Here is a 22,898-nt window from a genome sequence, read left to right on the forward strand (position 1 = left end):
CACTGGCCGAGTAGGTCAGGAAGGTGCGCCCGTTGCGATACAGCGGCTCAGGGCCCTCGTTGACCGGGCCGCCCTGGGTCTCCCAGCTCAGCGTGGGGCGTGGTGAGCGGGACACCGTCGCGAGGGGAGCGCGGCTGTACGAGGCGGCGCGGGCAGTCGTCGGTGATCACGGGAGGGCGGTGGAGGCGGTACGGGCGGCACTGAAGCCGATCCATGACGAGGCGGTGAAACGGGAGCTCGACGCCATCCCCGTCGCCAGGCTGCAGGACGTCACCGAAGGACGGCTGCGGCTGGGGAGCGTCGAGGAGAGCGGACTGCGCACCCTGGGCAGCGTGCTCGAAGCGGGCCCCTACCGGTTGCGGCAGATTCCCGGTGTCGGGCAGCGCACCGTCGACCAGGTGCTCGCCGCCGCCCGCCGGCTCTCCGAGGCCGTGCACGAGACCGTGGCCGTCCATATCGACGTGGACCGGCCGGAACCGCGCACCACCGCGCTCGTCAGGGCCCTGCACGTCCTGGTGGAGGCCGGCCCGGACGCCCGGCGTGCGGTCGACAAGGCCGCCGTCCTGACGGAACGTCTCGGTCCGTTGCTGACCGACGCGAGGCCCGCCGCCGGACGGGTCCGGATGCTTCTGGCCGGCCGGGAGAAGAAGGCTCGCGCGTGGGCGGCGGTTGCCGAGACCCGGTCGCTGGTGGACGAGGCGGAACAGGGGGGCCTGCCCGAGCTGTTCGCACAGGCGTCGGTGGACCTGCTCCGGGGGCTCTCGCCCGACGTCGCGGCCTGGGTGGACTTCGAACTCCGCTCCGCCGAGTACTACAGCCTGCTTGCGGAGATCTCGGGGCGGCTGCCGGAAGCGGCCGCCGCCGAGGGTTTCCTGCCGGACGAGGTCGCGGAGCGGGTACGGACCCAGCACCTCGACGACACGCACCGGCGAGTCTCCCTGCGCGGGTACCAGGCGTTCGGCGCGCGGTTCGCGCTTGCGCAGCGCAAGGTGATACTCGGCGACGAGATGGGCCTCGGAAAGACCATCCAGGCGATCGCCGTCCTCGCCCACCTGGCCGCCGAGGGGCAGAGCCACTTCATGGTCGTCTGCCCGGCGAGCGTCCTCGTGAACTGGACACGGGAGATCGAGGCCCGCAGCGCCCTGCGCGTCATGGTGCTCCATGGTCCCGACCGGCACCACGCGTTCGCCGACTGGAAGGGACGGGGCGGCGTCGGGGTGACCACCTTCGACGCGCTGCGCGGCTTTCCCGCTCCGGGCGGCGGTGAGGTAGGCCTGCTGGTCGTCGACGAAGCACACACCGTGAAGAACCCGAAGGCCAAACGGTCCCAAGCGGTCGGCCTGTGGACGGAGCGTTGCGAGCGCGCCCTCTTCATGACCGGAACGCCGATGGAGAACAGGGTCGTGGAGTTCCGCAACCTGGTGCGGATGCTCGACGGCGGTGTCGCGGAATCCCTCGGTGAACGGGACGCGTTGGCCGGATCGGTCGCCTTCCGCAAGGCCGTGGCCCCGGTCTACCTGCGGCGCAACCAGGAGGACGTGCTGACCGAACTCCCGAGTCTCCAGCAGACCGACGAGTGGGAGGAACTGAGCGCGTCTGACGAGGAGGCGTACCGCGAAGCCGTACGGGCCGGCAACTTCATGGCGATGCGCAGAGCCGCGTACATGCGCCCCGAGAAGTCGGCCAAACTGGACCGGCTCCGGGAGATCGTCCAGGAGGCATGCGAGAACGGCCAGAAGACGGTGGTCTTCTCCAATTTCAAGGACGTACTGGGCGTGGTGGAGGAGGCCCTCGTGGCCGGAACCACCGGCGCCGTTCCGGTGTTCGGTCCGCTGACCGGCGGCATCCCGGCCGGGCGTCGCCAGGAGATCGTCGACGACTTCGCCGGTCTCCAGGGCGCCGCGGTACTCCTGGGGCAGATCCAGGCAGCGGGCGTCGGCCTCAACATGCAGGCCGCCTCCGTGGTCGTCATCTGCGAACCCCAGATCAAGCCGACCATCGAGCATCAGGCGGTGGCCCGGGCCCACCGTATGGGCCAGGTCAGGCCGGTTCGCGTGCACCGTCTCCTCGCCACCGGGGGCGTGGACGAACGCCTGGTGAGGATGCTGGAGGCCAAGACCCGCCTGTTCGATGCCTACGCCCGCCGCAGCGCCGTGGCCGAAGCCACCCCGGATGCGGTCGACGTGTCGGACACCGAACTGGCACGCCGGATCGTCGAGGAGGAACAGGCGCGTCTGGGTCTGACGGACGAGAGGCTCATACCGGCCGAGTGAATCGGGCACAGCCAGGCGATGGGCCCGACTTCACCAACTCGACGAGTACGGACGCCGGTACGGTGTCGAGCCGGTGGCCGGTACGACTCCGCTGGAGTGAGGGCATGTACGAGTTCCATGGCTGGTTCGGTATCTCGCAGGACCCGTACGAGGACGATCCGCAGGCGCTGAAGGCGGGTGTCGAGGAGCTGCGTGAGCGGATCGGCGCGGTCCAGTGGTCCTCCAGCTGCAAGGTCGTGCTCGACGTCTTCAACGGGCTGGACGTCGTCACGGCCACCGGTCACACGAACCACATCGGCTACGAGGCAGGGCAGCTGGACGAACTGGTGGCGTACATCGCGCGCCGCTTCCCCGGCTCCTGGGGGATGCTCTACGACCGCTCGGACGACGGCGACATCCAAAACGCCGGCAACGCGTTCCGGGTGCGCGTCATGCGCAGGGGGACCGTGGAGGAGCGCCTGGATCCGTTCCTCTCGCCGTGCAACCCGGTGATCGAGGACTGACCGAGGCCGCCGTTCCTCTCGTCCCGTCAGGCGTACGTCAGGCGTAGGTCCGGCGACCGGATCGTCGTATTCGTGCCCGCCGTACCGCCCCCGCGCGTACCGCGCTTACCATGCGCCCAGTCGTACGTCAGTTCTGCATCGCCGTGTGCAGCCTGGTGCGGCCCGCCCCGCCCGCCGTCTGAGCCAGGAGCACGGAACTCGTGTCCATACCCCCGCCCCCCGGGCCCCAGCAGCCTCAGGACCCGTACGGGCCTCCGCAGCCGCAGGGTCCCGGCCCCTATCCGCAGCAGCCGTACGGCCCGCAGGCGCCCCAGGGGACGTACCCGGGGGCGCCGTACGCGGTCTGGGGGCAGGGGTATCTGCCGCTCAACCGGCCCGCGCCGGTCAACGGGGTCGCGATCGCCGCGCTCGTCCTCGGCGTGCTGTGCTTCCTGCCGGCCGTCGGTCTGGTGCTCGGCGTCATCGCGCTGCTGCAGATCAGGAAGCGGGGGGAGCGTGGCACGGGCATGGCGGTCGGCGGGGCCGTGCTGTCCTCGCTCGGGCTCGCGCTGTGGGTGGTGATGCTGGCCACCGGGGGCGCCTCCTCGTTCTGGGAGGGCTTCAAGGAGGGCGCCAAGGCCAACTCCAGCCTCTCCCTGGCCAAGGGCGACTGCTTCGACGTGCCGGGCGACTCCGTCGAGGAGGACGTGTACGACGTCGACACGGTGGACTGCGCGGGTGAGCACGAGGGCGAGGTGTTCGGCACCGTCCAGCTGTCCGGCGGGAGTTACCCGGGCGACGCAGCGGTGGCGGACGAGGCCGAGGACAAGTGCTACACCCTCGGCTCCCAGTACACCTTGGACACCTGGATGCTGACCGACGAGATCGACCACTATCACCTCACGCCCACCCGGGACAGCTGGGAGTGGGGTGACCGTCAGATCGCCTGCTTCTTCGGCCACACCGACGAGCGGTCCACGCTGACCGGCTCGCTGCGCTCCGACGCCACGACGCTGACCGTCGATCAACTGACCTTCCTGAAGGCCGTGAACGCCGTCGACGAGGCGCTCTACGAGGAGCCCGAGGACTACGCCGAGGACGACCTGGCCGCCAACAAGGCCTGGGCCGGCGATGTGGCGGACGTGACCGCCGGGCAGGCCGGGGCGCTCGATAGGCACACCTGGCAGTCGGCCGCCCGACAGCCCGTCGCCGACCTGGTGAAGGCCATGCGCGAAGCCGGCAAGGAGTGGACGGCGGCGTCGACGGCCGCGGACGTGGACACCTTCTACGAGCACTACGACACCGCCTACTCCTCCGTCTACGGCGACGAGACCGTCACCGCCCGCGAGGCTCTGGGGCTCGCCTCCACCCCGCCCACGTTCGAGGATGACAGCGAGGGCGGGAGCACCGGAGGAAGTGGCGACGGCCTGGACGTGTGATCGCCTCCATAGCGGGGAGAAACTGCCTGCGTAAAGCCCTTCCCCGGGATAAGTCATCACATCGAGTGATTCTCTGGCCTTTGCTTGCACAGGACAACTGATGGTTGCCACGCTGTAGCTGTCTGTACAACCTGATGGGAGCGGCCAGTGACATTCGGTGAGCAGCCTGCGTACCTGCGGGTCGCGGGCGATCTCCGCAAGCAGATCGTCGACGGCTCGCTGCCACCGCACACCCGCCTCCCGTCCCAGGCCCGCATCCGCGAGGAGTACGGCGTCTCCGACACGGTCGCGCTGGAGGCGCGCAAGGTGCTGATGGCCGAGGGCCTGGTCGAGGGCCGTTCCGGTTCGGGGACGTATGTGCGCGAGCGGCCCGTGCCACGCCGGATCGCCCGCTCCGGGTACCGCCCGGAGACCGGCGCGACGCCCTTCCGGCAGGAGCAGGCCGACGCCGGGGCGCGTGGCACCTGGGAGTCGCGCAGCGAGCAGGCGGAGGCGAGCCTGGCGGTCGCCGAGCGGCTGGCCGTCAAGCCCGGTGACCGCGTGATGTGCACGCGCTACGTGTTCCGGGAGGCCGGCGAGGCGATGATGCTCTCCACCTCCTGGGAGCCCCTCGCCGTCACCGGCCGCACGCCCGTCATGCTGCCCGAGGAGGGACCGCTCGGCGGCATGGGCGTCGTCGAGCGGATGCGCGCCATCGACGTGATCGTGGACAACGTCACCGAGGAGGTCGGCGCCCGTCCCGGCCTCGCCGAGGAACTCCTCGCCCTCGGAGGCGTACCGGGGCATGTCGTCCTGGTCGTCCAGCGCACGTACTACGCCTCGGGCCGGCCGGTCGAGACGGCCGACGTGGTCATCCCCGCCGACCGCTACCAGGTCGCCTACCACCTGCCGGTGAGGTGACGCCGCCGACCGCCCCGCCGCGGGGGTGAAGCGGCGCACACCCTTGCGGCAGCGGCGCACACCCCCGTGGCAGTTGCCCCGGGAAACACCAGGCGCCACGGTCTGGCGGAGGGCGTCGGAATCCGGTCGTTTCCGTACGTTCCCGCAGGTCGCCCGCCAGATGCCCGGCAGCGCGCCGACCGGAGGCATCGCGTCGCGCGGGCGGCGCGTTCGGCCCCGTGCGCCCCCTGCGCCTTGGCTGGTTGCGTACCTGTTTGTGAAAAGCCGTGTTCGCTCCGTAAAGGTTGGGCGTACGCTCGGGCATATGCGGATTGCGGTTTCCTCAGAGGGCGGGACGCGGGTCGCGCCGCGGACGGGATCCGACCCGGCCGGCGCGAGAAGGGGGCGTGGGGCGCAATGAACGAGAGCACCGTGTCGCTGCCCTGGCTCGTCATACGCCAGGACGACAACGGCAATCGCTACCGCGTCGGCCGGTACGCGACGCGCGACGAGGCCCAGAAGATCGCGGACAGCCTCGACCACCGCGGCCACAAACAGCTCTACTGGGTCGAACGCCTCGGGCAGAACGGCGACGGCGTACGCGACTGAACGCGGACGCGCCCGGGACGGCGTACGGACCTGACGTCCCGGACCGTTGCCACCTGGCCGCTCCCGTAGGCTCCGGCGCATGACGGAACGGATCGTGGTGGTCGGAGCCGCCCTTCTCGACGGCGACCGCCTGCTCGCCGCACGCCGCAGCGCGCCCCCCGAACTCGCCGGACGCTGGGAACTGCCCGGTGGCAAGGTCGAGCCGGGCGAACTGCCCGAGGATGCCCTCGTCCGCGAACTGCGCGAGGAACTCGGCGTCGACGCGCGGACCGGGGAGCGCGTCCCGGGGGAGTGGCCGCTGAGGCAGCCCTACGTCCTGCACGTGTGGACCGCCCGCCTTCAGCCCGACTCCGCCGCTCCAGCCACCCTCCAGGACCACGACGCTCTGCGCTGGCTCACGCCCGAGGAGATCTGGGACGTCGACTGGCTCGACCAGGACGTCCCGGCCGTACGGGAAGTCGCCGCGCGGCTGGTGGCCGGCACGGCTGCCGGGGCCGGACGGTCGCCCCGGGCGGCGGCCGACCGGGACTGACCGATCCCCCGTCGCACCCCCCGGCACGCCGCGCCCCGCACTCCCGCACTCCCTGCCTCCGTGAGCCGCCTCGCGGGGTACTGCGTCCCGGATATCGGGTATGTCCCCATTGATCCCACGAAACCGGATATGGGTGGGTATTTCGCTGGCCTGGGAAGTGATCGGCGTGATCGACACCGAAGGCGACTGCGCCGAGTGGACGTTCCCCGCGGAACCCGGCGCCGTGCGCAACGCCCGCGCCGCGGTACGGGGGCAGTTGCGCGGCTGGGGCCTCGACAGCCTCGGTGACCTCGCCGCCCTGCTGGTCAGCGAACTCGTGACGAACGCCCTGCGGCACGCCACCGGTCCCATCGGGGTCCGCCTGGTGCGGCCCGTCGGTCTACCCGCGGTGCTCCTCGTGGAGGTCTCCGACCCGGTCCCGGAACCTCCGCGAGAGCGTGCCGCCCGGCCCGAGGACGAGAGCGGCCGCGGCCTGCAACTGGTCGCCTCCTCCTCGCGCCGCTGGGGGAGCAGGCCCGACAGCCCTGGCAAGACGGTGTGGTTCGAACTAGCGGTCCCCGGTTGACATCCACCGGGTCCCGAGACCGGGACCGAGCGACGGGCACCGAACGACGCAGACCGAACGACGCAGACTGAGCGACGGGCGCCGAACGACGGGCGCCGAACGACGGGCGCCGAGCGACGCAGACCCAGCGACCCGGAGACCGACGACCGAGACCGGGAACCGGGCTCGGAGCGAGGACGGGAACGCGCCGGGGACCGGGGCGTCGGCGGTCCGGCCCCGTCCGTGCGGACATCAGTCCGGCGACCCGTGCCGTCAGGTGTGGTTCGACGACGTGTCCGCTGGTTAGAAGACTGGAAGTGTTGTCACGGGACGGTCCGAAAAAAGCCTGGACCGTGCTGTGATCGTGAACACCGTGTCGTGCGGCGCCGTAGTGCTGGATACTGCGGGCAGCCGCAACCGGTGACCGGTGCCGGGCGCGGTGAGCTGGAGGGGACGGTTCGCGTGAGCGAGATACCAGCGAAGGCCACGGAGTCCGAGGACCCGTCGGACGGCGCGAGGGCGGAGACCGCGAGTGCGCTCGCGTACGACGCCGGACACACCCTTGCCGACGGCCAGGGGGGCGAGGGTGGCGAGAGTGAGGTGCCGGCCGGCGACGCCCTGTGGCAGAGCAGTCCGCCCGGCTCCATCTACGACTACATCAAGGTCGCCTCCTTCTCGATCGGCCCCGACGGTCTCGTCGACCAGTGGAGCCTGCGCGCCGAGCAGATCTTCGGCATCCGTGCCGACCGGGCCGTCGGCATGGACCCCATCGACGCGTTCGTCGACCCCGACCGGCGCGAGCGCGGCCAGCGCAAGATGGCCGAGATCCTCGACGGCCGCGAGTGGACCGGCGTCGTCCCCTTCCGGATGCCCGACCCCTGTGACGCCGGGGACGGCGCGCGCGGCGAGCAGGGCCTCGCCGAGGTGTACGTCATGCCGACGCGCACCCAGGAGGGCGAGAAGGCCGCCGTCTGCATCGTCGTCGACGTCCGCACGCTGCGCAGCATCGAGACCGACCTGGCCGCCTCGCAGGCGATATTCGGTCAATCCCCGTTCGGCTTCCTGCTGATCGACCCCGAACTGCGGGTCCGCCGTGCCAACGAGCGGTTCGCGTCCGTCTTCGGCGGCACCCCCGACGACCACCGCGGCAAGGGCGTCCAGGACTATCTGCCGAGGCCCGAGGCCGAGCGGGTCAGCGCGGTCCTGCGCCGGGTCCTGGAAACCGGCGACTCCATCACGGACATGCACGTCACGGGCTTCGTGCCGGGCTCCGAGGAACGCCGCCACTGGTCCGTCAACCTGTACCGCGTGCACAGCGGTTCCGGCCGGCCCATCGGTATCGCCTGGCTCGGTACCGACATCACCGCCCGCCGTGCCGCAGCCCGCGAGGCCGCCGCCGCACGGCGCAACCTCGCCCTGCTGAACGAGGCGGGCGCCCGCATAGGGAACTCCCTCGACCTGGAGACGACCGCGCGTGAACTCCTCGACGTCGTGGTGCCCGGGTTCTGCGACCTGGCCACCGTCGACCTCTACCAGGGGCTCCTGGCAGGCGACGAGACCCCGCCAGGACTCGCCGACGGCAGCGCCGAGCTGCGCCGGGTGGCTTTCTCGTCCGCGGTGTCCGACGGGCCCCTGACCGGGAGCGGTACGGACGTGGCGGTCGGCGCGGTCCACCACTTCCCGTTCAACTCGCCCCACGCGGACGCCCTGCGCACCGCCCGCCCGGTAAGCATCCCCGGCGAGGAGGGCGGCCTCGTGCAGTCCACCCTCGCCATCCCGATGGTCGCTCACGACACGGTCGTAGGCCTCGCGCAGTTCTCGCGGACGAAGGGCAGCGAGCCGTTCGGGGACCGGGACCGGGATCTCGCGGTGGAGCTGGCGGCGCGGGCGGCGGTCTGTATCGACAACGCGCGGCTGTACCGGCGCGAGCACGAGCGGGCGTTGATGCTCCAGCGGTCGCTGCTGCCGCCGGGCGACCCGGTCGCCTCCGGCCTGGACATCGCCTGCCGCTATCTGCCGGGCAGCGTCGCCTCGGGACGCCCCAGCGAGGTCGGCGGCGACTGGTTCGACGTCATCGAACTGCCCGGCCACCGTACGGCGTTGGTGGTCGGCGACGTGATGGGGCGCGGACTGCGGGCGGCGGTCGCCATGGGGGAACTCCGCACCGCCGTAAGGACCCTCGCGCTGCTCGACCTCGAACCGGCCGAGGTCCTCTCCGCGTTGGACGAGATCGCGCGAGGTCTCGGAACCCCCGGCGGCGTCCAGCAGGCCACCCGTGCCGCCCGCCGGCCCCGCGAGGCCGACCTGTCCGAGGTGTACCTGGCGACCTGCGTGTACGCGGTGTACGACTCGGTGACCCGCAGGTGCACCTTCGCCAACGCCGGCCATCTGCCGCCCGTGCTGGTCGAACCCGGCGAGCCCGCGCTGATGCTCGACGTGCCGCCGGGCATGCCGCTCGGTGTCGGCGGGGAGCCCTTCGAGGAGGTCGAGGTCGAACTCCCCGAGGGCGCGCTGCTCGCGCTCTACACGGATGGACTGGTCGAATCCCGCGACCACCCCCTCGACGAGGGCCTCCAGGCCTTCGTGGGGGCCCTGACGGACCCCACGAGCCCCCTGGAGGACGTCTGCGACCACGTCCTCAACACCCTCGACACCCACCACGGCGAGGACGACATCGCGCTGCTGATGGCCCGCGTCCAGGGTCTGCCCGCCGACTCCGTCGGCGACTGGACGCTGCCGCGCGAGCCGCGCAGCGTGGGCCGCGCCCGCGAGTTCGCGCGCGGGCAGCTGCTCAGCTGGGACATGGAACCCCTCGTCGACACCACGGAACTCCTCGTCAGTGAACTGGTGACGAACGCGCTCCGCTACGGGGAGGGCGAGATCAGACTGCGGCTGCTGCTCGACCGCACCCTGGTCTGCGAGGTGTGGGACTCCGGCCTCGTCCAGCCGCGCCGCCGCCGCGCCCGTGACACCGACGAGGGCGGCCGGGGCCTCCAGCTCGTCGGCCTGCTCTCCGCCGCCTGGGGATCCCGCCGCACCCCCCGCGGCAAGACGGTCTGGTTCGAACTCCCCCTGCCCGACGGTGAGACGGGCCTCGCGGACCCGGCGGAGGCACTGCTGAGCCTGTTCTGACAGGCCGCCACCCCTAGGCGGCCGGTGGTGCCTCGGACGCGCCCGGTCGGCCGGTGAACCCGGCCGGGTGGGCGTTCTCCGGGTCCTCGGCGGGGACGATGCCGCCCAGGACGGCGCCCGCCGTGCCGGCCGTGTGCGCCCCGGCGGGGACGGGCGCCGCCGCGGTGTACGGGTTGCCCCGGACGCGTACGTCCTGTTCGGCCAGGGAGCGGGCCTCCAGGGCCAGGGCGTCGGCCTCCGCGCTGTCGCCGGCGGTCAGGAGGCGGTGGGCCTCCGCGAGGCGGGTGCGGGCGTCGGCGCCGACCGCGCCCCGGTGCGTCGCGACGAAGCCGGCCGCCGCGGCGGTGGAACTGCGTGCGGTGAGCCGGGCGGCGGCCGCGAGCACCCCGGCCCGTGCCGCGTCCGGCGGCGCGAGCGCGCGCACGAGGCGGCGGAGCACGCCGACCGGGTCGTACGGCCTGCTCGACGTCAGTTCCCGGCGTACGGAGGACAGGACCGCGTCGGCGTGCAGGACGTGGGCGAGAGCCTCGCCGCCGGTGCCGGCCGCGTCGCGCAGGGGGGCCAGTGCGGACTCCGCGCCGGTCAGCACGGCCGGGATCAGTCCGGCCGCCTCCCGCAGTTCGCCGGCGATGCGCTCCACGGCCTCGACGAGGACGGCGGCCTGGGCGACGGCGCCCTCGGCGGTACGCAGTTGCCGGGCAGCCTCCTCCCGGTGGCCCGCGTCGTCCGCCTGGCGGGCCTGGTTGAGCCGGACGGTGGCGAACACCAGCCGGTCCTTGGCCTGTTCGACGTACCCGGTGACGGTGGCGCTCGCCGTGGCCGCGTAGCGCTCACGCAGCTCGCCGAGAACCGCCTCGGCCGCGGCCGTCCGCCCGGTCAGCTCCCGGAACCACGCCTCCGCGACCCCCAGCGCCGCACCCACCCCCTGCTCCAGCCCCCGCAGCCGCCGGAACCCGTCCGCCGCCGCGTCCAGCCGCCGTTCGGCCTCGGCGCACCGCCCGACGATCCCGGCGAGCGCCTGCCGCCGGGCCGCCGGGTCCTGCGGTACGCCGTCGTCGTAGCGCTGCCGCATGCGGAACGCGGCGGCCAGTTCCCGCTCGGCCTCGCGCAGCGCACCGGCGAAGGGCGCCGTCGTCTCCTCACCGAACAGCTCGCGCGAGAAGCCGAGTTCGTCTCGGGCGGCCCGGACGCGGTCGTCGGCCGCGACGAGGGCCGCGCGGGCCCGGTCGTCCGGTACGCCGGGTTCCTCGGGCGGTGGGGAGAGGACGGGACCACCCGGTGTCGTCCGGGTGCGGGCACGCCGGACGCGGCGGACGTACCCGTACCCCGCCAGCACCCCGGCCGCGCCGACCGCGACGAGCGGCAGGACCAGGTCGGCGGTCGACGACCCGTCCTCCGTGGGTGCCGCGGTGGCCGGAGAGGAGGCCGCGGGACTGGTGATCGCAACCGGAGCGTCCGTTCGCGTCGTCATCCCCGGCAACACCAGCCACACGAACCCCGTCGTTCCGCCCAGCACGGCGAGCACCACCCGCGCGGACACCTGCGGACCGGTCCGCCGCGACCGGCCTCGGAGCTTGGACGACGTCACATTTGGGAGCGTATGGCCGCCGATGCGGCCACGCGAGCGGGATGCACCCGGGACGGGGCGCGTGGGGCGGGCGACACAGAGGGGGAACAGTGACGGACCAGTCCACGGGTAGGGACGCGGAGGAGACGCCCCGCACGGAGGCGGTGGAGGCGCCGGGCACGGAGGTCGAGGAGGCGCCCGGCACGGAGGCGGTGGAGGCGCCCGGCACGGAGGCGGTGGAGGCGCCCGGCACGGAGGCCGGGGAGGCGCCTGGCACGGACGCGGAGGAGGCGCCCGGCACGGTGGCCGGGGAGGCGCCCGGCACGGACGCGGAGGCCGACGCGAAGGCGGAGAAGGACGTGACGTCCGAGGCGGAGAAGGACGTGACGTCCGAGGAGGAAGCGGCCCTGCGGCGCCGCCGTCGTGTCCGCCGCAGGATACGGATCGCCCTGGCCGTCCCCTTGCTCCTCCTCGTGCTGCCGGTCCTCGTCGCCCTCACCGCCCTGCGGATCAACTACATGGGCGACCCGGCCGACGGCACGTACACCCGCGGCAAGGACGCCATCTGGCTCGGCCACGCCTGGGTGGACGGCCGCAAGAAGGACGCCGACGTGACGGCCCTGGCCGCCCGGCTGAAGAACACCGGCATCCGCGACCTGTACGTCCACTCCGGGCCCCTGGAGCACGACGGCACGCTTCCCGCTTCGTCGTACCCGAACGCCCGCTGGTTCATCGCCGCCGTCCACCGGGAGATGCCGCAGATCCGGGTCCAGGCCTGGCTCGGTGACGTGCTCGCCAGCGAGAGCCCGCACGGCATGCGGCTGGAGCGCGCGGCGACGCGCGCGGCGGTCGTGCGGTCCACGCGCGAGATCCTCGCCACCGGCTTCGACGGTGTCCACTTCGACCTGGAACCCCTGCACTCGGGCGACCAGGACTACCTGACCCTCCTCGACGCCCTGCACCGCGTCACCGCCGCCCAGGACGCGCCCCTGTCCGTCGCCGCCCACCAGATCGACCCGGTGCCCGGCTTCCACTCCTTCTGGGGCACGACCACCGGCCACCCGAAGTGGTGGTCGCAGAAGTTCTTCGGCGAGGTGGCCCGCCGCGTCGACCAGATCGCCGTCATGTCGTACGACACCATCCAGCCGCTGGAGGGAACGTACGGCGGCTATGTCGCCCAGCAGACCTCGCTCGCCCTGGAGGTCGCCCCGCCCACCACAGACCTGCTGATGGGCCTGCCCTTCTACCACGAGAACCGCTTCGGCCACTGGAATCACGCGGAGACCGTCCCCGCCGGCGTCCGGGGCGTCCGCCTGGGCCTGTCCCGCACGGACGCCGATCGCGCGAACTTCGGTGTCGCGCTGTACGTGGACTTCGCGGCGGAGGAGGCGGACTGGACGGCGTACCGCGAGGGCTGGGTGCGCTGACGCCGGCGACGGCGTCCCGGCACGCGCGGCCTTTCGGCCCGTCACCTGGGACGCCATCGCACGGTCGCCGGGACGTCACGCGAGCTTCGCCTCCAAGGCCGCCCGTGTTGGTTGTGCCTGGCCGGTGAGCGCCCTAGCGTCCAGATCTCCTATCCCTGTAAGGGTCACACTCTGATGCGATCGCTCCTCACCAGTAAGGCCGTCCGTCGAGCCCTGCGCCCGGTGGCCGAACTCATCGACCAGCGCGTCGAGCGCCAAGTGCGCCGTGCCGTCCGCGATGAGCGCAGCGCCACTCCGGACGTCTCCCTCGAAGCGGTACAGCGGGAACTCCAGACGCTCCGCAACCGCCAGAGCCCTCTGGAACTCCTCTTCGACGGCACCGGGCGCGGCATGGCGCGCATGCCGTCCGCGACCCACCTGAACCAGCTGATCGACGAACTCGCCGCGGTGACCGGCGACCGGGAAGACGCCGAGCGCACCGCCGCCCAGGCCTTCCGGCTACTCATCGCGCTGGAGGCGCTCGGCGTCGGCCGGATCGCCGGCGGCACGATGAACATCGTCGGCAAGCTGTCCGCCGTACCGCTGCTCGATCCGCCGAACGACGACATGCTGGAGATCGGCACCCTGTACGGGATGTTCGGCGCCGCCCTCATCCGCATGATGGAGCGGGCGGGCCGCGACCCCCGGCTGACGATCGTCGACCCGCTTGCCGGGACCCAGTTGCAGCCCGGCACCACCATGTCGGACGACGCCTCGGGCACACCCGTGCGGGAGGCCGCCGTGCGCACCAACCTCTCCCTGGCGGGCGCGGCAGGTGCCACGACCCGGATCCAGCAGGGCTTCTCCGAGGACCCCGAGCTGCGCGCCCTCGTCTCCGACCGCTCCTACGGCGTGATCATCGTCGACGGCGACCACTCGGCCGCCGGCGTCGCGGCCGACCTGGAGTGGGCCGAGAAGATCGTCGCGCCGGGCGGCATCGTCGTCCTGGACGACTTCGGGCATCCCAAGTGGCCGGGCATCAAGGAGGCGTTCGACAAGCACATGGCCACGGACACCCGGTTCACGTTCCTCGGCGGCGTGGCCCACTCGGGGTATCTGCGGGCCTCCTCCTGACCCCGTCCGCCGCGGCCCTCACTCCGGCGAGGTCCGCCGCCTGATCTTGTTCCCGAGCCAGACGAGCGGGTCGTACTTGCGGTCCACGGCCCGCTCCTTCAGGGGGATCAGCGCATTGTCCGTGATCTTGATGCCCTCGGGGCAGACCTCCGTGCAGCACTTGGTGATGTTGCAGTAACCGAGTCCGTGTTCGTCCTGGGCCGCGCGCTTGCGGTCCAGGCCGCTCTCCTCGGCCGCGTCCAGCGGATGCATGTCCAGCTCCGCGACCCGCATGAGGAACCGGGGTCCGGCGAAGGCCGCCTTGTTCTCCTCGTGGTCGCGGACCACATGGCAGGTGTCCTGGCACAGGAAGCACTCGATGCACTTGCGGAACTCCTGCGGCCGGTCCACGTCCTCCTGGAACATGCGGTACTCGCCGGGACCCACCCCCTCGGGCGGCACGAAGGCCGGGACCTCCCTGGCCTTGCGGTAGTTGAAGCCGACGTCCGTCACGAGATCGCGGATCACCGGGAAGGCCCGCAGGGGGGTCACGGTGATCGTCTCGTCCCGGTCGAACACCGACATGCGGGTCATGCACAGCAGCCGCGGGCGGCCGTTGATCTCCGCCGAGCACGAACCGCACTTGCCCGCCTTGCAGTTCCAGCGGACGGCCAGGTCGGGCGCCTGGGTGGCCTGGAGGCGGTGGACGATGTCGAGGACGACCTCGCCGTCGTTGACCTCGACCCGGAAGTCCGCCAGGCCGCCGCCCCGGTCGTCACCCCGCCACACCTTGAAACGGGCCTCGTAGCTGCTCACTCGTACAGCTCCTCTTCGGCGAGGTACTTGACCAGCTCCTCCTTCTCGAAGAGGGCGAGCAGGTCGGCGCGGATGGGTTCGGTGGTCTCGCGGGTGAGGGTGATCCGGCCCTGTGCCGGGTCGACGGCCGACAACCCGTCGGCCGGGTCGGTCAGCGAGCAGAGCAGGTTGACGTTGCGCCAGCCCCGGTCCATCGACGGATGGTCCTCGCGGGTGTGGCCGCCGCGCGACTCGACGCGCTCCAGGGCGGCCCGCGCCACGCACTCGCTGACCAGCAGCATGTTCCGCAGGTCCAGCGCGAGGTGCCAGCCAGGGTTGAACTGGCGGTGCCCCTCCACCACGGCCCGCCCGGCCCGTACGCGCAACTGCGCCAGCTTCTCCAGGGCCTGCTCCATCTCGCCCTCCCGGCGGATGATGCCGACCAGGTCGTTCATGGTCTGCTGGAGTTCCTGGTGGAGGGTGTACGGGTTCTCCGGCACGGTTCCCGCAGGCGCCCCGGAATCCACGCTCTCTCCGGCTTCCCCGGTCTCCGCGGAGAACGGGCGCAGCGCCTCGGCGGCGGCCGTGTCGATCTGGGTGCCGTCGATGGCGGGCCGGGCGGTGGCCGCCGCGTACTCGGCGGCGTGCAGGCCCGCCCGGCGGCCGAACACCAGCAGGTCGGAGAGCGAGTTGCCGCCGAGCCGGTTGGAGCCGTGCATCCCGCCGGCCACCTCGCCGGCCGCGTACAGGCCCGGCACCCCGCGGGCGGCGGCCGTGTCGGACTCGACCGCGATGCCGCCCATCACGTAGTGGCAGGTGGGCCCGACCTCCATCGCCTCCGCGGTGATGTCCACGTCGGCCAGCTCCTTGAACTGGTGGTACATGGACGGCAGTCGGCGTTTGATGACCTCCGCGGGCATCCGCGTCGACACGTCGAGGAAGACGCCGCCGTGCGGGGAGCCGCGGCCCGCCTTCACCTCGGAGTTGATGGCGCGGGCGACCTCGTCGCGGGGGAGCAGTTCGGGAGGGCGCCGGTTGTTGTCCGGGTCCTCGTACCAGCGGTCGCCCTCCTCCTCGGACTCGGCGTACTTGTCCTTGAAGACGTCCGGGACGTAGTCGAACATGAACCGCTTGCCCTCGGCGTTCCTGAGCACCCCGCCGTCGCCGCGCACCGACTCGGTGACCAGGATGCCCTTCACCGACGGCGGCCAGACCATGCCCGTCGGATGGAACTGCACGAACTCCATGTTCAGCAGGGGAGCGCCCGCCAGCAGGGCCAGCGCGTGACCGTCCCCCGTGTACTCCCACGAGTTCGACGTCACCTTGAAGGACTTGCCGATCCCGCCGGTCGCGATCACCACGGCGGGCGCCTCCAGCACGAAGAAGCGGCCGGACTCGCGGGCGTAGCCGAAGACGCCGCCGACCCGGCCGCCCGTGGTGGAGCCGCTGTCGGCTGCGGTGTCCTGGAGGACCCGGGTGACCGTGCACTCCTGGTAGATCTTCAGCCGGGACTCGTAGTCGCCGGTCTCCTTGAAGTCCTCCTGCTGCAAGGACACGATCTTCTGCTGGAGGGTGCGGATCAGTTCCAGGCCGGTGCGGTCGCCGACGTGCGCGAGGCGCGGGTACTCGTGGCCGCCGAAGTTGCGCTGCGAGATCCGGCCGTCCCGCGTCCGGTCGAACAGGGCGCCCCAGGTCTCCAGCTCCCACACCCGGTCCGGGGCCTCCTGGGCGTGCAGCTCGGCCATCCGCCACTGGTTGAGGAACTTGCCGCCGCGCAGGGTGTCGCGGAAGTGGACCTGCCAGTTGTCGCCGGAGTTGACGTTGCCCATGGCGGCAGCGATACCGCCCTCGGCCATCACGGTGTGCGCCTTGCCGAACAGCGACTTGCAGATCACGGCCGTACGGGCGCCGCGCTCACGGGCCTCGATCGCGGCCCGCAGACCGGCGCCGCCGGCCCCGACCACGACGACGTCCCACTGCTGGCGGTCGACCACGGACATCAAAGGGCCCCACTCATCTAGAAGAACCTCGGATCGTCGAAGGCGCCGGACGCGACGAGATAGACGTAGAAGTCGGCGAGCGCGACGCTCACCAGCGACGCCCAGGCGAGCTGCATGTGCCGGGCGTTGAGCTTCCCCACCCACTGCCACATCCGGTAGCGCACGGGGTGCTTGGAGAAGTGCCTGAGCTTGCCGCCGACGATGTGCCGGCAGGAGTGGCAGGAGATCGTGTACGCCCAGATCAGCACGATGTTGACCAGGAAGACGAGGGTGCCCAGGCCCATGTGGCCCCACGCGTAGTGCTCGTCGCGGAAGGCGAGCACCGTGTCGTAGGTCAGGATCCCGGCGACGACGATCGCGGCGTAGAAGAAGTACCGGTGGATGTTCTGGAGCACCAGCGGGAAGCGGGTCTCGCCCGTGTACGTCTTGTGCGGCTCGGCCACCGCGCAGGCCGGCGGGGACGCCCAGAAGCCCCGGTAGTAGGCCTTGCGGTAGTAGTAGCAGGTCAGCCGGAAGCCGAGCGGGAAGATCAGGATGATGATCGCGGGGGAGATCCCCCACCAGCCGCCGAAGATCTCCCAGTTGGGGCCGGCCCGCATCGGCTCGCACCGCTCCGCAAGGCACGGGGAGTAGAACGGCGAGACGTACGGCGCCGCGTAGTAGTCGGCGTCGGCGAACGCCCGCCAGGTCGAGTACACGATGAAGGCGAGCAGCCCGGCGGCCGTGACCGCCGGGGCGAGCCACCAGCGGTCGGTCCGCAGGTGCGGGGCGTCGATGGCGGCGCGCGTACTGCTCCGCACGCCGCCGGAGGGATGGGGTTCCGTACCAGTGGCCAAGGTGTGACTCCGGTCGGTCGTGTCAGGGTGCGCGGCGGTCGCGGGCGCCGAGTCCCTCGTCGTCCGTGTCGATCCACAGCGAGTCGTCGTACGGGGTGTCGGGGATGGTCACGAGATCCGGGCGCTTGGTGGGGGCCGGAGAGGCCGCCGCCGCACGCAGGATCCCGATGCTCTCGCGCAGGTGTTCGGTGTCGGTGCGGACGCGGCGCATGTCCAGCCCGCCGCTGCCCATCTGCTGCTCCAGACGCCCGACCGACCGGGTCAGGTCGTCGAGGCAGCGCTGTACCGACCTCAGTTCGTCGTGCATGGACATGACGTACCTCGCTTCCGTCGGCCTGGCGGCCGTGGGTGGCAACGGTCATGCGCCTGCGAGTGTTGCGCGTCACACCCGTCGGTGGGAAGGCATGTGCACCGATTGGCCGAGTCGTGCGCCTGACCTGTACGGGTGACCCAGGGGTGCATGCCGTGGTGCGTTGCGCCGCACGGGTGGGCTTCCCGGCTGTCGTCGCCGTGTCGCCGTCCGCTGCCGAACCCTTTCCTCTTCAGTGGCCGAATAGATGTGATCAGCTCCATATACCGCCAAAAGTGATCATAACGCCCGCGGCTCCCGGAGGTAAGCAGAGATGTCCCACGACGGCCTCGGACCCCGCGCGGTCATGCGCTCGGTCGCCTTCCTCACCGCGGGAGCGCTCGCGGTACCCCTGCTCTCCGCCTGCTCCGCCGAGGACGAGGCGGGCAGGCCGCTGGCCGCCCAGGACATCGCCCCGGCCGCCCGTGCCCAGATCGCCGACGGCGGGACCCTTCGCTGGGCCGTGGACGCCGTACCCGAGACCCTCAACACGTTCCAGGCCGATGCCGACGCCACCACCACCCGGGTCGCCCAGGCCGTCCTGCCCTCGATGTACCGGCTCGACGCGAATGGCAGGCCCCGGCTGAACCGCGACTTCCTGGAGTCCGCCAAGGTCGTCGACACCGAGCCCAGACAGGTCGTGCTGTACCGGCTGAACCAGCAGGCGGTGTGGAGCGACGGCCGCGAGATCGGCGCCGCCGACTTCGCCGCCCAGTGGCGCGCCCTGTCCGGCAAGGACAGCGCCTACTGGACCGCCCGCAACGCCGGCTACGACCGCATCGAGAAGATCGAACGGGGCACCAGCGACCTGGAGGTCCGGGTCACCTTCGCCCGCCCCTACGCCGACTGGCAGTCGCTGTTCTCCCCGCTGTACCCGAAGGACGTCATGGGCACGCCCGACGCCTTCAACGACGGGGCCCGGCGCAGGCTCAAGGTCACCGCCGGGCCGTTCACCCTCACGCAGGCCGACCGCGAGAAGGACCGGATCCGGCTCACCCGCAACCCGCGCTGGTGGGGCAGGCCCGCCAAGCTCACCGAGATCGTGCTGGCCGCCGTACCGCGTGACGAACGAGCCGGCCGGCTCGCCGAGGGCGACCTGGACGTGGCCGAGATCGACCCGGCCGCCGCCAAGAGCATCGACAGCGCCGCGGGCGCCGCCGGACCGCTCTCGGGCCACGGCGCCGGCCGCACCGCGGCCAAGGCGCTGCGCTCCAGGGCCGTCGCCGACGGCGCCGCCCCGGCCGCGGACCAGGCCGCGGACCAGGACGACCGGGAGGTGCACGCCCGCGAGAACCTGCGCAGGGCCGTCGCCGCCTGGGAGCGGCAGAAGCGGGAGCTGCGCGGCTACGAGGTGCGCAAGTCGCTGGAACCGGCCTACACGCAGTTGGCCCTCAACGGTGCCGACGGCCCCCTCGCCGACGAGCGGGTGCGCCGGGCGGTGGCCAGGGCGCTCGACCGCAAGGAACTGGCGAAGGTGGTGCTGAAGCCGCTCGGCCTGCCCGCCGTGCCGGTCGGCAGCCACCTGGCGCTCTCGGGGCAGGAGGCGTACGCAGACAACAGCGGCGCGCTCGGCGGCCAGGACACCGAGGAGGCCCAGGCGCTGCTCGCGGACGCGGGCTGGGTGCCCGGCGGCCCGGTGAAGAAGGGCGAGAACGCCGAGAAGGGCGAGAAGGGCGAGAAGGCCGCGGGACCCGAGGTCGACAAGTCCGACGGCGGGAAGTCCGACGGCGCGAAGTCCGACGGCGAGAAGGAGCCGGACGCCGAGAAGAAGGCCGGCGACGGCAAGAAGGCCGACCGGGACGACAAGTCCGAGGGCGGCGACGACGGCACGTACATCGTCGGCCAGGACGGCAAGGCGCCCGCGGACCACGGCCGCGACCACGAGGCCCACGGCAGGCAGCTCGCGCAGGACGGCAGGCAGTACCTCAACCGGCAGGGCGCTCCCGGCGCCTACGCCCCCCGTGGCACCGCCGCCCCGGCCGGCGCCGCGCGCGAGGCGCTGGCCAAGGACGGCAAGGCGCTGACCCTGCGGTTCGTGCTGCCGGCCGGTCCGGGCTCGGAGTCCCTGCGCCTGGTGGCCGGGCGGATCACGCGGATGCTGGACAAGGTCGGCATCCGCACCGAGACCATCAAGGTCTCCGACGAGAGCTACTTCAAGGACCACATCGCCTCCGGCGAGTACGACCTGGCCCTCTACTCCTGGCCCGCCTCCGCCTTCCCGGCCACCGACGCCCGGCCGATCTACGCCAAGCCCGTCCCGGGCGCCGACGGCTCGCTGAGCGTCGAGCAGAACTACACGAGGGTCGGCACCGACCAGGTCGACCAGTTGTTCGACCAGGCGGTCTCGACCCTGGACAGGGAGGAGGGCCGGTCCCTGATCCGCAAGGCCGACGCCCGTATCTGGGCAGCTGCCGGATCGATTCCTCTCTACCAGCGCCCCCAGCTCACCGCCGTCCGGAAGAACGTGGTCAACGCCGGTTCCTTCGGTTTCCAGACCCCCGTGTACGAGGACATGGGCTTCCTGAAGAAGGGGGCGAAGGCCTCCGCGAGCCCCTCGCAGAAGTGAGCCCCGGGTGATCGTCGGATGAACCCTGAGGCCCTGCGGAGGCCGTCCCCCGCCGGGCCACGTACGATGGGGTAAGGCCGTGGCGTGTCAAGCCCGGCAGGGCCCGCGTAACACAGACGTACGCAGCAGGGCCGCCCTCACACTCCGGGAGATCGCCGCTTTATGGCCACGCGCCACGATATTCGCAACGTAGCCATCGTCGCCCACGTCGACCACGGCAAGACCACCCTGGTCGACGCCATGCTCAAGCAGGCCGGCGCCTTCGCCGCGCACGCCGCCGAGTCGCTCGACGACCGCATGATGGACTCGAACGACCTGGAGCGTGAGAAGGGCATCACGATCCTGGCCAAGAACACGGCCGTCAAGTACCACCCCAAGGATGGCGGCGACGTCATCACCATCAACATCATCGACACCCCCGGTCACGCCGACTTCGGCGGCGAGGTCGAGCGTGGTCTGTCGATGGTCGACGCCGTGGTGCTGCTGGTGGACGCCTCCGAGGGCCCGCTGCCGCAGACCCGCTTCGTGCTGCGCAAGGCGCTCCAGGCCCGCCTGCCCGTCATCCTGTGCATCAACAAGACGGACCGCCCGGACTCGCGCATCGACGAGGTCGTCAACGAGGCCTACGACCTCTTCCTCGACCTGGACGCCGACGAGGACCAGATCGAGTTCCCGATCGTCTACGCCTGCGCGCGTGACGGCGTCGCCTCGCTGACCAAGCCGGAGAACGGCACGGTCCCGCAGGACAGCGACAGCCTGGAGCCCTTCTTCTCCACGATCCTCTCGCACGTCCCCGCTCCCGAGTACGACACCGAGGCCCCGCTCCAGGCGCACGTCACCAACCTGGACGCCGACAACTTCCTCGGCCGTATCGCGCTGCTGCGCGTCGAGCAGGGCGAGCTGCGCAAGGGCCAGACCGTCACGTGGATCAAGCGCGACGGCACGATGTCCAACGTGCGCATCACCGAGCTGCTGATGACCGAGGCGCTCACCCGCAAGCCCGCCGAGATGGCCGGCCCGGGTGACATCTGTGCCGTCGCCGGTATCCCGGAGATCATGATCGGTGAGACCCTCGCCGACCCCGAGAACCCGATCGCGCTGCCGCTCATCACGGTCGACGAGCCGGCCATCTCGATGACCATCGGCACCAACACCTCTCCGATGGTCGGCCGCGGCGCCACTGGCAAGGGCGCGGACAACAAGGCCGCGGTCAAGGACCGCAAGGTCACCGCCCGCCAGGTCAAGGACCGCCTCGACCGCGAGCTGATCGGTAACGTCAGCCTCCGCGTCCTGGACACCGAGCGTCCCGACGCCTGGGAGGTGCAGGGCCGCGGTGAGCTGGCGCTGGCCATCCTGGTCGAGCAGATGCGCCGTGAGGGCTTCGAGCTGACCATCGGCAAGCCGCAGGTCGTCACCAAGCTCGTCGACGGCAAGGTCTACGAGCCGGTCGAGCGCATGACGATCGACGTGCCCGAGGAGCACATGGGCCCGGTCACGCAGCTCATGGGCGTCCGCAAGGGCCGGATGGACAACATGTCCAACCACGGCTCCGGTTGGGTCCGCATGGAGTTCGTGGTGCCCTCCCGTGGCCTCATCGGCTTCCGTACCGAGTTCCTCACGGGGACGCGCGGCACGGGCATCGCCCACTCCATCCACGAGGGCCACGAGCCGTGGTTCGGCACGCTGACGACCCGTAACAACGGCTCGCTGGTCGCCGACCGCTCCGGTGCCGTCACCGCGTTCGCGATGACGAACCTTCAGGAGCGCGGCGTGCTGTTCACCGACCCCGGCACCGAGGTGTACGAGGGCATGATCGTCGGCGAGAACTCGCGCGCCGACGACATGGACGTGAACATCACCAAGGAGAAGAAGCTCACGAACATGCGGTCCGCTTCGGCCGACTCCTTCGAGGCGATCGTCCCGCCGCGCAAGCTGTCGCTGGAGCAGTCGCTGGAGTTCTGCCGCGACGACGAGTGCGTCGAGGTGACCCCGGAGGCGGTTCGCATCCGCAAGGTCGTCCTCGACCAGCGTGACCGGGCCCGCTCCGCGAGCCGCGCCAAGCACGGCTGACGTTCCCTCACCGAAGTCCCGGTCCTCCTGAGCACAGGGTGAACACAGGGCCGGGACTTCGGCGCGCCTGCGGCCGGCTCGGGAGGGGCAGGGGGAGATGCTTCGGGGCTCGTCCGGGGCTCGTCCGGGGCACTTCCGCGGCTCGTCCGGCGAACGCTGTGAGTGAGCTGTCCGAGTCACCACCGTTGCCGTCCGTTTATCGGTTATCCGGCCAACGCGTTTCGGACATGTAAACGAAAAATAGTCGCCGTACGCCCGAAATGACCGTTTGTCAACTCGCCTGTCAAGCGCGCGCAGGTGTCAATC

At 71.5% G+C, this 22,898-nt stretch carries 17 protein-coding genes; 12 read left to right on the plus strand and 5 right to left on the minus strand.

Annotated elements, in window-relative coordinates:
- Positions 1–92: 92 nt before the first annotated feature.
- From P1P75_RS19830 to P1P75_RS19865, 8 genes are all read left to right on the plus strand, one after another.
- Entirely contained in the window at positions 93–2,273 is a 2,181-nt protein-coding gene (locus tag P1P75_RS19830; RefSeq protein ID WP_319257170.1) for a DEAD/DEAH box helicase, read from the plus strand.
- Between the two features lie 104 nt (positions 2,274–2,377).
- Positions 2,378–2,776, plus strand: coding sequence for an Imm7 family immunity protein (locus tag P1P75_RS19835; RefSeq protein WP_319257172.1), 399 nt, complete (start codon positions 2,378–2,380; stop codon positions 2,774–2,776).
- 200 nt (positions 2,777–2,976) lie between these two features.
- Positions 2,977–4,194 carry a DUF4190 domain-containing protein gene (locus tag P1P75_RS19840; protein ID WP_319257174.1) on the plus strand — a complete coding sequence of 406 codons (1,218 nt, stop codon included), beginning with the start codon at positions 2,977–2,979 and terminating at the stop codon, positions 4,192–4,194.
- Between the two features lie 147 nt (positions 4,195–4,341).
- Positions 4,342–5,094 carry a GntR family transcriptional regulator gene (locus P1P75_RS19845; RefSeq protein ID WP_319257176.1) on the plus strand — a complete coding sequence of 251 codons (753 nt, stop codon included), beginning with the start codon at positions 4,342–4,344 and terminating at the stop codon, positions 5,092–5,094.
- 396 nt (positions 5,095–5,490) lie between these two features.
- Positions 5,491–5,682: an SPOR domain-containing protein gene (locus tag P1P75_RS19850; protein ID WP_319257178.1), complete on the plus strand. Its 192-nt coding sequence runs from the start codon at positions 5,491–5,493 to the stop codon at positions 5,680–5,682.
- 79 nt (positions 5,683–5,761) lie between these two features.
- Positions 5,762–6,214, plus strand: a complete 453-nt coding sequence (locus P1P75_RS19855) for a (deoxy)nucleoside triphosphate pyrophosphohydrolase (RefSeq protein WP_319257180.1) — start codon at positions 5,762–5,764, stop codon at positions 6,212–6,214.
- 133 nt (positions 6,215–6,347) lie between these two features.
- A complete protein-coding gene (locus tag P1P75_RS19860) occupies positions 6,348–6,779 on the plus strand; it encodes an ATP-binding protein (protein ID WP_319257182.1) in 432 nt (143 codons plus the stop codon).
- 441 nt (positions 6,780–7,220) lie between these two features.
- Complete coding sequence (locus P1P75_RS19865) at positions 7,221–9,890, plus strand: SpoIIE family protein phosphatase (RefSeq protein ID WP_319257184.1); 2,670 nt, start codon at positions 7,221–7,223, stop codon at positions 9,888–9,890.
- A 13-nt stretch (positions 9,891–9,903) separates the two neighbouring features.
- On the opposite strand, the gene P1P75_RS19870 is transcribed toward P1P75_RS19865, so the two are convergent.
- A complete protein-coding gene (locus tag P1P75_RS19870; RefSeq protein ID WP_319257187.1) occupies positions 9,904–11,478 on the minus strand; it encodes a hypothetical protein in 1,575 nt (524 codons plus the stop codon).
- Between the two features lie 362 nt (positions 11,479–11,840).
- Here P1P75_RS19870 and P1P75_RS19875 point away from each other — a divergent pair, with 362 nt between their 5' ends.
- Entirely contained in the window at positions 11,841–12,884 is a 1,044-nt protein-coding gene (locus P1P75_RS19875) for a hypothetical protein (RefSeq protein WP_319257206.1), read from the plus strand.
- 174 nt (positions 12,885–13,058) lie between these two features.
- Positions 13,059–13,997, plus strand: coding sequence for a class I SAM-dependent methyltransferase (locus tag P1P75_RS19880; protein ID WP_319257188.1), 939 nt, complete (start codon positions 13,059–13,061; stop codon positions 13,995–13,997).
- An 18-nt stretch (positions 13,998–14,015) separates the two neighbouring features.
- Here P1P75_RS19880 and P1P75_RS19885 read toward each other — a convergent pair whose 3' ends face one another.
- The 4 genes from P1P75_RS19885 to P1P75_RS19900 are packed head-to-tail and all read right to left on the minus strand — an operon-like array spanning position 14,016 to position 17,920.
- Entirely contained in the window at positions 14,016–14,792 is a 777-nt protein-coding gene (locus tag P1P75_RS19885) for a succinate dehydrogenase/fumarate reductase iron-sulfur subunit (RefSeq protein ID WP_086772236.1), read from the minus strand.
- The gene (locus tag P1P75_RS19890) at positions 14,789–16,771 is read right to left on the minus strand and encodes a fumarate reductase/succinate dehydrogenase flavoprotein subunit (RefSeq protein WP_319257190.1); all 1,983 of its coding nucleotides are present in this window, start codon (positions 16,769–16,771) and stop codon (positions 14,789–14,791) included. Before P1P75_RS19890 ends, P1P75_RS19885 begins: the two co-directional genes overlap by 4 nt.
- A gap of 17 nt (positions 16,772–16,788) precedes the next feature.
- Entirely contained in the window at positions 16,789–17,607 is an 819-nt protein-coding gene (locus P1P75_RS19895; protein ID WP_319257192.1) for a hypothetical protein, read from the minus strand.
- 22 nt (positions 17,608–17,629) lie between these two features.
- Positions 17,630–17,920, minus strand: coding sequence for a hypothetical protein (locus P1P75_RS19900; protein ID WP_319257194.1), 291 nt, complete (start codon positions 17,918–17,920; stop codon positions 17,630–17,632).
- A gap of 310 nt (positions 17,921–18,230) precedes the next feature.
- On the opposite strand from P1P75_RS19900, the gene P1P75_RS19905 reads away from it, so the two are divergent.
- Positions 18,231–20,522, plus strand: a complete 2,292-nt coding sequence (locus P1P75_RS19905) for an ABC transporter substrate-binding protein (protein WP_319257196.1) — start codon at positions 18,231–18,233, stop codon at positions 20,520–20,522.
- A gap of 162 nt (positions 20,523–20,684) precedes the next feature.
- A complete protein-coding gene (gene typA / locus P1P75_RS19910; RefSeq protein WP_319257198.1) occupies positions 20,685–22,592 on the plus strand; it encodes a translational GTPase TypA in 1,908 nt (635 codons plus the stop codon).
- The last annotated feature ends 306 nt before the right edge of the window (positions 22,593–22,898 follow it).

The organism is Streptomyces sp. ID05-39B (genome assembly GCF_033794725.1).
Classification (GTDB): Bacteria; Actinomycetota; Actinomycetes; order Streptomycetales; family Streptomycetaceae; genus Streptomyces; species Streptomyces bobili.